At 74.6% G+C, this 9,266-nt stretch carries 7 protein-coding genes; 4 read left to right on the top strand and 3 right to left on the bottom strand.

The window, feature by feature from the left end; all coding sequences use genetic code 11:
- Both AB0442_RS17410 and AB0442_RS17405 read left to right on the top strand, forming a co-directional pair.
- Positions 1-3,186: HAMP domain-containing protein (locus AB0442_RS17410; protein WP_366163718.1), on the top strand; the 3,186-nt coding region annotated here is incomplete at its 5' end.
- Positions 3,183-5,705, top strand: a complete 2,523-nt coding sequence (locus AB0442_RS17405) for a SpoIIE family protein phosphatase (RefSeq protein WP_366163716.1) — start codon at positions 3,183-3,185, stop codon at positions 5,703-5,705. The genes AB0442_RS17410 and AB0442_RS17405, both read left to right, overlap by 4 nt.
- Before the next feature lie 109 nt (positions 5,706-5,814).
- Here AB0442_RS17405 and AB0442_RS17400 read toward each other — a convergent pair whose 3' ends face one another.
- Complete coding sequence (locus AB0442_RS17400) at positions 5,815-5,985, bottom strand: hydrophobic protein (RefSeq protein ID WP_366163714.1); 171 nt, start codon at positions 5,983-5,985, stop codon at positions 5,815-5,817.
- Positions 5,986-6,071: 86 nt separating this feature from the next.
- Entirely contained in the window at positions 6,072-6,971 is a 900-nt protein-coding gene (gene cynR, locus AB0442_RS17395) for a transcriptional regulator CynR (RefSeq protein WP_366163712.1), read from the bottom strand.
- Between the two features lie 83 nt (positions 6,972-7,054).
- Here cynR and AB0442_RS17390 point away from each other — a divergent pair, with 83 nt between their 5' ends.
- Positions 7,055-7,672, top strand: coding sequence for a carbonic anhydrase (locus tag AB0442_RS17390; RefSeq protein WP_366163710.1), 618 nt, complete (start codon positions 7,055-7,057; stop codon positions 7,670-7,672).
- An 18-nt stretch (positions 7,673-7,690) separates the two neighbouring features.
- Positions 7,691-8,485, top strand: coding sequence for an NAD(P)-binding domain-containing protein (locus tag AB0442_RS17385; RefSeq protein ID WP_366163726.1), 795 nt, complete (start codon positions 7,691-7,693; stop codon positions 8,483-8,485).
- Between the two features lie 112 nt (positions 8,486-8,597).
- Here the strand turns inward: AB0442_RS17385 and AB0442_RS17380 are convergent, their stop codons facing one another.
- Positions 8,598-9,200, bottom strand: coding sequence for a hypothetical protein (locus AB0442_RS17380; protein WP_366163708.1), 603 nt, complete (start codon positions 9,198-9,200; stop codon positions 8,598-8,600).
- Between the last annotated feature and the right edge of the window lie 66 nt (positions 9,201-9,266).

The following is a 9,266-nucleotide window of genomic DNA, read 5'->3' as shown; positions in this document are numbered from 1 at the left end:
GCCACCGTCCGCGGAGCCTCCGGCACCTGGAAGGACCTCACGGACAACGTCAACGTGATGGCGTCCAACCTGACCGGGCAGGTCCGTTCGATCGCCCAGGTCGCGACCGCCGTCGCCCGCGGCGACCTCAGCCAGAAGATCACCGTCGAGGCGAAGGGCGAGGTCGCGGCGCTGGCCGGCGTGATCAACACCATGGTGGACACGCTCTCCGCGTTCGCGGACGAGGTGACCCGGGTGGCGCGCGAGGTCGGCACCGAGGGCACCCTCGGCGGGCAGGCCCGGGTGCCGAACGTCGCCGGCACCTGGAAGGACCTCACCGACAACGTCAACTTCATGGCGCACAACCTGACCAGCCAGGTCCGCAACATCGCCCAGGTCACCACCGCGGTGGCGAAGGGCGACCTGACGCGCAAGATCGACGTCGACGCCCGCGGCGAGATCCTGGAGCTCAAGACCACCATCAACACCATGGTCGACCAGCTCTCCGCGTTCGCCGCCGAGGTCACCCGGGTGGCCCGGGAGGTGGGCACCGAGGGCACCCTCGGCGGCCAGGCCGAGGTCGAGGGCGTCTCCGGCACCTGGAAGCGCCTCACCGAGAACGTCAACGGCCTCGCCGGGAACCTCACCCGGCAGGTCCGGGCGATCGCCGAGGTGGCCAGCGCGGTGGCGGCCGGCGACCTGACCCGGTCGATCACCGTCGACGCCTCCGGCGAGGTCGCCGACCTCAAGGACAACATCAACTTCATGGTGGAGTCGCTGCGCGAGACCACCCGGGCCAACGAGGAACAGGACTGGCTGAAGACCAACCTGGCCCGCATCTCCGGCCTGATGCAGGGCCGCCGCGACCTCGCCGTGGTCGCCGAGGTCGTGATGGACGAGCTCACCCCGCTGGTCGGCGCCCAGTACGGCGCGTTCTACCTCGCCGAGGACACCCCCGAGGGCACCGAACTGGCCCTGGTCGGCTCCTACGCGCACCGGCCCGGACAGGCCCCCGCCCGCTTCCGCCTCGGCGAGTCCTTCGTCGGCCAGGCCGCCCGCAGCAAGCGCATGATCGTGGTCGACCGACTGCCCGGCGACTACGTCACCGTCTCCTCGGGTCTCGGCAGCACCACCCCGCTGGAGCTCGTGGTCTTCCCGATCCTGGCCGAGGACCAGGTGCTCGGCGCCATCGAACTCGCCACCGTGCACGGCTTCACCGCCGTCCACCGCGGCCTGCTCGACCAGCTGATGGAGACCATCGGCGTCAACGTCAACACCATCCTCGCCAACGCCCGCACCGACGAACTGCTCGGCGAGTCCCAGCGGCTGACCGCCGAACTCCAGACCCGCTCCCGCGAACTCCAGTCCCGGCAGGAGGAGCTGCAGTCCTCCAACGCCGAACTCGAGGAGAAGGCCGCCCTGCTGGCCGCGCAGAACCGCGACATCGAGACCAAGAACCTGGAGATCGAGCAGGCCCGCCAGGAGCTGGAGGACCGCGCCCACCAGCTCTCGCTGGCCTCCAAGTACAAGTCCGAGTTCCTCGCCAACATGAGCCACGAGCTGCGCACCCCGCTCAACAGCCTGCTCATCCTCGCCCAGCTGCTCGCCCAGAACCCCACCCGGAACCTGACGGCCAAGCAGGTCGAGTACGCGGGCATCATCCACTCCGCCGGCTCCGACCTGCTCCAGCTCATCAACGACATCCTCGACCTCTCCAAGGTCGAGGCCGGCAAGATGGACATCAGCCCCGAGCGCATCCCGCTCACCAAGCTGCTGGAGTACGTGGAGGCCACCTTCCGGCCGCTCACCGGCCAGAAGAGCCTGGACTTCCGGATCACCACCGCGGCCGGCGTGCCCGCCACCCTGCTCACCGACGACTACCGGCTGCGCCAGGTGCTGCGCAACCTGCTCTCCAACGCCGTCAAGTTCACCGAGCGCGGCGGCATCGAGCTGCGGATCGAACCCGCCGCCGCGGAGGCCGTCCCGGGCCTGGCCCGGCACGGCGGCCCGGTGGTGGCCTTCCACGTCACCGACACCGGCATCGGCATCGCCCCGCAGCACCTCGACAGCGTCTTCGGCGCCTTCCAGCAGGCCGACGGCACCACCAGCCGCAAGTACGGCGGCACCGGCCTCGGACTCTCCATCAGCCGCGAGATCGCCTACCTGCTCGGCGGCGCCATCACCGCCGAGAGCACCCAGGGCCGCGGCAGCACCTTCACCCTGTACCTCCCCACCGAGCACCCCGACGCCGTCGAGCCGCGCCCGGCGGACCAGGCACAGCCCGCCGGCCCGCAGGAACGGACCGCCCCCGCCGCCCCGGCGCCCGTGCTGCGCAAGCGGCTGCTGGTCATCGAGGAGCGGCCGCGCGGTCTGCTCTCCATGGTCGCCGAGAGCGCCGCCGCCGACCTGGCCGCGCACGCCGACCCCGGCGACCCGCGCGGGCCGGTCGAGATCGTCGCGGCCGCCGGCGCCCAGGAGGCCGCCGCCCTGCTCGCCGACCAGGCCTTCCACTGCGTCGTGCTGGACCTCGACCTCCCGGACGGCGCCGCCGCGGCCTTCCTCGACTCGATGGGCCGCGACCCCGCCCTGCACGGCGTGCCCGTCCTCGCGCACAGCGGCCGCCGCACCGGGGGCCACGAGGAGACGCTCGCCGCCCGGTCCGCCCAGCCGCCGGTCGACATGCTCTCCAGCCTGGACGAACTCCGCGAACGCATCACCCTGCACCTGAGCGCCGACCGCCCCGGCGACGTCCTGCCGCTGGTCCGCGGCGAGGAGACCGCCGGCCCCGTCGCCCAGGACGTGGACGGCACGCTCGCCGGGCGGACGGTGCTCGTCGTCGACGACGACGACCGCAACCTGTACGCCATCACCGGCATCCTCGAACTGCACGGCATGACGGTGCTGCAGGCCGAGAACGGGCGCGCGGGCATCGACACGCTCACCCGGCACCCCGGCGTCGACCTCATCCTGATGGACGTGATGATGCCGGAGATGGACGGCTACACCGCCACCACGGCGATCCGCGCCATGCCCGCCCACGCCGACCTGCCGATCATCGCGGTCACCGCCAAGGCGATGCCGGGCGACCGGGAGAAGAGCATCGCCTCCGGCGCCACCGACTACGTCACCAAGCCGGTCGACGCCCGCGACCTGGTCGCCTGCATCCGGCGCAGCCTCGGCAGCGGCGTCGCGGAGGTCCCGGCATGAGCACCGACCTCCCTGCGTCCGGCGAACTCCCGGCCGAGGCCCCTGCGGAGAGCGCCGAGGCCCCTGCGGAGAGCGCCGAGGTACCACCGGACACCGCCGAGGCCGCCGAGCTGCCCGTGCCCGGGCCGCGCCGGACGGACGGCCCGGTGCCGGGCGTCCTCGGCAGGCTCGCCTCCACCGTCGAACGGCTGCGCCGGGAGGTCCGCGAGGCCCAGGCCGCCGCCGACGGACGCGCGCTGATCGAGCTGGCCAAGGGCATCCTGATCGGGCAGCTCACCTGCGGTCCGGCGGAGGCCGAGGCGCAGCTCGCCGCACTCGCCGAGCGGGCGAACGTCACCGTGCTGGAGCTGGCCGCCGACATCATCAACCAGGCCGCGCAGGACGGCATCACCGACACCGCGCGGGAGTTCGTCGCCGCCGGTGGACCCGCCCCGCACGGCGGCGACCGGTCCGCACCCGCCGAGCCGGTCTCCCCGGCGCTGCGGCTGCGCACCGCCGAGGCGGCCGCCATGGCCGCCGACGACATCCACACGGTCGCGCGCTCCGTGCTCGACCACGCCCTCGCCCCGCTGGACGCCGGTGCCGCGGTCATCTGGGAGGCCCAGCCGGACGGTTCGCTCCGGCTCGCCGGCTCGGCCGGGTTCACCGCCGAGGAGGCCGCCCGCTGGCACTACGTCCCGCCCGGCGTCCCCACCCCGGCGCGCTCCGCGCTCACCGCCCGCGACCTCGTCCGGTTCGACTCGGTCGCCTCCGGCCCGCCCGGCATCGGCCGCCGCCAGCTCACCGGCACCCGGATCGCCGTGCCGGCCGGCATCGGCGGCCGGCTCACCTGCGTCCTGGAGATCTGCTGGGCCGCCCGCACCGCCGAGCAACCCCCGGCCGTGCTACGCCAGTTCGAGGCGCTGGCGGAGCTCTGCGCCCGCGCCCTGGAGTCGGCGCCGGAGATCCAGCCCGGCGCGCTGATCCCGGCCGCCGACGCCCGCCTGCGGGAACTGCTCGACCTGGTCGACGGCCTGCACGATCCCGGTCTGCTGCTCAAGCCGCTGCTCGACGACCGCGGCGCCGTCGCCGACTTCCTGATCAGCCACGTGAACACCCGCTTCGTCGACTTCGCGGGCCGCCCGGCCGCCGCGGTCGCCGGCGCCACCCTGCTGGAGGCGTACCCGCTCAGCGCGGAGCCCGGCGGCCTCTTCCAGCTCGTCGAGCACGTCCACGCCACCGGCGAGCCGTACCGCTCGGCGAACCTCGGCCTGGCCGCGCTGATCGACGACGTCCCGCTCACCATCACCGCCGAGGCCGCGCTCAGCCGCCACGGCGACCACGTGGTCTGCGTGTGGCGCACCCGGGACGAGTCCAGCCGCGTCGCCAGCCTGCTCCAGCACGCCCAGCGCCTCGGCCGGATCGGCGGGTTCGAGGAGGACCTGCGGACGGGCGCGGCCACCTGGAACGAGACCGTCTTCGACCTGTACGGGCTGCCGCCGACGGCGCCACCGGTGACCCTCGACCAACTCGCCGCCCACTGCCACCCCGACGACCGGCACGCCATCGGCCGCTTCGTGCGCACCCTGCTGCACCACCGCCGGCCGGCCGACACCGCCTTCCGGCTCAACCGGCCCGACGGCGTCGTCCGGCACATCCGGATCGTCGCCGAGCCCGTGCTGGACCAGTGGTCGCGGCTCGCCGCCGTCCGCGGCGCCTACCAGGACGTCTCCGCCCAGCACTGGACGGAGGTCGCCCTCGCCGCCACCCGCGAGCAGCTGGCCCACACCGAGGAGCAGGCCGCCGCCCGCAACCGGCTGGCGCTGCAACTCCAGCACGCCATCATGCCGGTGGGCCGCGGCCCGCTCGACCTCACCGGGCTGCGGATCGCCGTCCGCTACCGCCCCGCCGAGAAGGACCACATGGTCGGCGGCGACTGGTACGACGCCGTCACGCTGCCCAGCAAGCGGATCCTGCTCTGCGTCGGCGACGTCGCCGGGCACGGCATCGAGGCCGCCACCGGCATGGTCGCCCTGCGCAACGCGCTGCGCGGCCTGGCCGCGACAGGCTCCGGTCCGGCCCAACTGCTGGGCTGGCTCAACAACGTGACGCACCACCTGACCGACCACGTCACGGCCACCGCCGTCTGTGCGCTCTACGACCCCGCCGACCGCACCCTGAGCTGGGCCCGCGCCGGGCACCTGCCGCCGGTGCTGCTGCGGCGCGGCCGCGCCGAGACCGTCCCGCCGCTCGGCGGCATCCTGCTCGGTGCGCTCGCAGACGCGGACTACGAGGAGGGCACCCTCCAACTGGAGGCCGGCGACACCCTCATGATGTACACCGACGGTCTGATCGAGCGGAAGGACCGCACCCTGCAGGAGTCGCTCGACGGCCTGGTCGCGCTCACCGAGCGGGCCTTCGGCGCGGCCCGGGACGCCCGGGACCAGGCGCCGCTGGAGCGCCACCTCGACCACCTGCTCACCCACAGCAGCGCCGACACCGACGACGACACCTGTCTGATCGGCATCCAGGTCTGCTGACGCCGTCCCGGCCCGCACCCTGACCGGCCGCACCCTGACCGGCCGCACGCACGGCACCGGGCCGGTCGCCGACTCCTCGGCGACCGGCCCGGGTGACGGGCGGACGGGACTACCAGCGGTACCAGCGGGCCCGCGAACCGCCTGCCGTGGTGCCGCGGGCGACGAAGCCGACCAGCCACACGGCCAGGACGATCACGGCGATCCACCACAGTGCCTTGAGCGCGAACCCCAGGCCGAACAGCAGTAGCGCGAGCAGCAGGACCAGGACGACGGCGAGCATGCGCGTTCTCCCCTCACGGTGACGGACTGTGCACCGCTCCGGCTGCCCCGGCCCGGCCCGATCATGCGTGCCGCGGACCCGCCGCGTCAGCCGGCCGGGTCGCCGCCGCTCGGGACGTGGGCGAGCGCGGCCGCGGTGAAGGCGCGGAGCGCGGCGCTGCGGTAGGCGCTCTCGCGGTGGAGCAGCACGACCGTACGGGTGGGCAGCGGCGGATCGGTGGGCACCTCGGAGAGGTCCGGGTACTGTCGGACGGCCCGGTCCGGCAGCACGCTGGCCAGGGCGCCCGCGGCGACCAGGTCGGCGATCACCGCGATCGAGGCCGCCTCCACCGCGGCCGCCAGCGCGAGGCCGTTCTCGGCGGCGTAGGCGTCCAGGTGACGCCGGGTGGCGAAACCGCCGCTGAGCAGGGCGAGCGGATGCCCGGCCAGCTCGGCCGCGGGCAGCGGCTCCCGCCGCCCGGCGAGCGGATGGGACGGGCCGACGGCCAGCACCAGGCCCTCCGGGAAGAGCGGCTGCGCGGCGATCCCCGGACGGTGGGTGCCGCCGAAGGCGATGCCCAGGTCGAGCGCGTCCTCGGCGAGCTCGACCTCGATCCGGTCCTGCGGGACCTCCCGGACGTCCAGGACGATCCCCGGGTGCGCGGCGTGGAAGGCCGCGACCAGCGGCCCGGTCAGGTAGGCGCTGAAGGTCGGCGTGGTGGCCAGCCGCAACGTGCCGCGCGACAGGTCCTGCACGTCCTGCACCGCGCGTTCGGCGGTCGCGAGTTCGCGCAAGGCCAGCCGGGCGTGCCGCAGGTACGCCTCGCCGGCGTCGGTGGGCCGCACCCGCCGGCCGGTGCGGTCGAGCAGCTCCACGCCGAGCGACCGTTCGAGCTGCCGGACCTGGTGCGAGAGCGTCGGCTGGGAGAGGTGCAGGGCCTCGGCGGCCCTGGTGAAGCTCCCGTGCTCCGCCACGGCGAGCAGGTAGCGCAGGTGGCGCAGTTCCATGGCCCGATCATAGATGCAGTTGATGGGAGCCATGGAATCTCCGTCTTGGACGCTATACCCGCTGGTCGGGCAGAGTCGACGCCATGCAGCAGATCACCGACGGGCTGCGGCGCTTCCGCCGCGAGGCCTTTCCCCCGCGGGCCGCGCTCTTCGCGGACCTGGCCGTCCGGCACCGGCCCGGCACGCTCTTCGTCGGATGCTCGGACAGCCGGGTGGTGCCCGAGCTGATCACCCAGAGCGAGCCCGGGGAGCTCTTCGTCGTCCGGACGGCCGGCAACCTGGTGCCCCCGCACCCGGCCGGCGCGGACGGGATCGCCGCCAGCATCGAGTACGCGGTCGGCGTCCTGGGCGTGAGCGACGTCGTGGTCTGCGGGCACTCCGGCTGCGGGGCGATGACCGCGCTCGTCACCGGAGAGGGCCTCGACCGCCTGCCGTCGGCCGCCGCCTGGCTGCGGCACGGTGCGGGCGTCGCCGCCGAGGCGGACCCCGGCGCCGCGGACGCCCCGGTCGAGGACCGGGTGGCCGCCGTGGTGCGGGCCAACGTCGTCGCCCAGCTCGACCGGCTGCGCACCCACCCGGTCGTCGCCGAGGCGCTGGACCGGCGGGCGCTGACCCTGCACGGCTGGGTCTACGACATCGCCTCCGGCACGGTCGAGGCGCACGACCGGGAAACCGGCGGCTTCGCCCCGCTGCCCTGCTGACGGCGGCCGGCCCCATGGCTGAGCGGTCGTCAGAACATCACTCCACCGGGTGAATTCCCGGCTGGGCGGCGGTTCCCGGAAATAGCACGGGGATTCGGCCGGTTCGGGTACCACGGGCGGCCGCAGGGCCGTCGGCGTACCGAGGAGGGTGTTATGAAGATCGGCATCATCGGGGCCGGGAACATCGGCGGCAACCTCACCCGTCGGCTCACGGCCCTCGGCCACGAGGTGCGGGTGGCCAACTCGCGCGGCCCGCAGTCGTTGACGGCGCTCGCCGAGGAGACGGGGGCGACTCCCGTCGCGGCGACGGAGGCCGCGCTCGGCGCGCAGGTGGTCGTGGTGACCGTCCCGCTGAAGCGCGTGCCGGACCTGCCGGCCGGGTTGTTCGACGGCGCCGCCGACGGCTTCGTGGTGATCGACACCGGCAACTACTACCCGCAGCAGCGGGACGGCCGGATCGCCGGGATCGAGGACGGGCTGACGGAGAGCCGCTGGACGAGCGGACAGCTCGGCCACCCCGTCGTCAAGGCGTTCAACGGCACCTACGCCCAGGACCTGCTGGACGCGCCGCGCCCCCAGGGCGACCCGGAGCGCATCGCCCTGCCGGTGGCCGGCGACGACCCGGCGGCCAAGGAACTGGTCCGCGCCCTCATCGACGAGCTCGGCTTCGACACCGTGGACGCCGGCACCATCGACGAGTCCTGGCGCCAGCAGCCCGGCACCCCGGTGTACGGGCTCCGCGGCGGCGTGGCGCAGGTGGAGAAGGCCCTGTCCGAGGCCTCGCCCGAGCGGTCGGCGGCCTTCCGCGGCTGACCGCACGGCGAGGCGACGGGCCGGTACGACGACGGGCCGGACACGACGGGCCCGGTGCGGCAGCCCCCTCCGGGGGGCCGCACCGGGCCCGGACGGGCGGTGCGACCGCAGGTCAGCCGGTCGGCCCGTCCACCACGGAGTTGCCGGTCACGGCGCCGCTGGTGCCGTCCACGGTGACCAGGTGCCGGACACCGTCCGTGCCGACCACCACCGCCTGCCAGCTGCGGCCGCCGCCCTGCCGGTCGGCCGGGCGCAGCGACTCGACCTTGCCGCCGGGCACGGCCGCGGCGGCCTTCGCCACCGCGTCGCCCGCGGCGAGCTCGGGCAGCGGTGCGGGGGCGAGGTGCGGTATCGCCCTGCCGTCCGACGGGCCGGCCTCCGCCGGGTCGCCCACCGCCGGGCGGCCCGCCGTCCGCTGCTCGATCACGATCCGCCGCCCGTCCTCACCACGGACGATTCGCTGCTTGCCACCGACGGGCCCGACGGGCTCGCCTTCCCGGAAGGCGACCCGGGAGCCGTGGTGCTCCTCCACGTGGTGGACGGCGACCGCCGCGACACCACCCAGCACGACCACGGCCGCACCGACCCCGACCCAGCGGGCCGTCCGCCCGCGCACCCACCGCCCGACGGTCGTCCGCCGACCGCCCGGACCGACCGCCCCCGGCACCTTGCCGGTCTCCGTACCCGGCTCCGCCGGACCCACAGGCTCGCTCATCGGCCGCCTCTCCTCATCGCTCGTCTCCGCACGGTGTCGCCGCACCCCGCGGGCCCTCGCCCGGCC

The sequence above is a fragment of the Kitasatospora sp. NPDC085895 genome, assembly GCF_040702125.1.
GTDB classification, from domain to species: domain Bacteria; phylum Actinomycetota; class Actinomycetes; order Streptomycetales; family Streptomycetaceae; genus Kitasatospora; species Kitasatospora arboriphila.
This window is presented reverse-complemented; position numbering and strand designations above follow the sequence as displayed.

Bases quoted from the DNA above. Each gene is read 5' to 3' on its own strand.
- AB0442_RS17405 (WP_366163716.1), top strand. From the start codon at position 3,183: ATGAGCACCGACCTCCCTGCGTCCGGCGAACTCCCGGCCGAGGCCCCT.
- AB0442_RS17400 (WP_366163714.1), bottom strand. From the start codon at position 5,985: ATGCTCGCCGTCGTCCTGGTCCTGCTGCTCGCGCTACTGCTGTTCGGC.
- cynR (WP_366163712.1), bottom strand. From the start codon at position 6,971: ATGGAACTGCGCCACCTGCGCTACCTGCTCGCCGTGGCGGAGCACGGG.
- AB0442_RS17390 (WP_366163710.1), top strand. From the start codon at position 7,055: ATGCAGCAGATCACCGACGGGCTGCGGCGCTTCCGCCGCGAGGCCTTT.
- AB0442_RS17380 (WP_366163708.1), bottom strand. From the start codon at position 9,200: ATGAGCGAGCCTGTGGGTCCGGCGGAGCCGGGTACGGAGACCGGCAAG.